Origin of the sequence: Faecalibacterium gallinarum, assembly GCF_022180365.1 — a bacterium.
GTDB classification, from domain to species: Bacteria; Bacillota; Clostridia; order Oscillospirales; family Ruminococcaceae; genus Faecalibacterium; species Faecalibacterium gallinarum.
Genome location: NZ_BQKV01000089.1, coordinates 1 through 365, shown reverse-complemented (window position 1 = coordinate 365; position 365 = coordinate 1). Strand labels below are relative to the sequence as shown.

The 365-nt window shown below is 48.2% G+C and carries 1 protein-coding gene; it reads right to left on the bottom strand.

Annotated features, from left to right (window positions below; all coding sequences use genetic code 11):
• The coding region (locus JCM17207_RS10475) for an IS3 family transposase (protein WP_238316710.1) at positions 1-365 on the bottom strand (365 nt) is incomplete at both ends.

The window sequence follows — 365 nt, the reverse complement described above, 5'->3', positions numbered from 1 at the left end:
CCGAAGAAGTTTTCTGCCACCGCATTGTCCAGACAGTTCCCTTTGCGGCTCATACTCTGCCGAATACCTTTCACACGCAGCATACGTTGGTACTGCTTGTGCTGGTATTGCCAGCCTTGGTCAGAGTGGAGAACCAGTCCAGTTGCATCCGGTATGGTTTCAAAGGCTTTGGTGAGCATAGTCGTTACCATGCTTAAAACCGGTCGGTCAGAGATAGCATAGCTCACCAAATACCCATTGTGCAGATCCAGGATTGGAGAAAGATAGAGTTTCTGGCCAAACAAGCTGAACTCTGTCACATCAGTGACCCACTTTTGATTTGGTTTTTCCGCATGGAAGTTTCTGTTCAGCAGATTGGGCGCAAT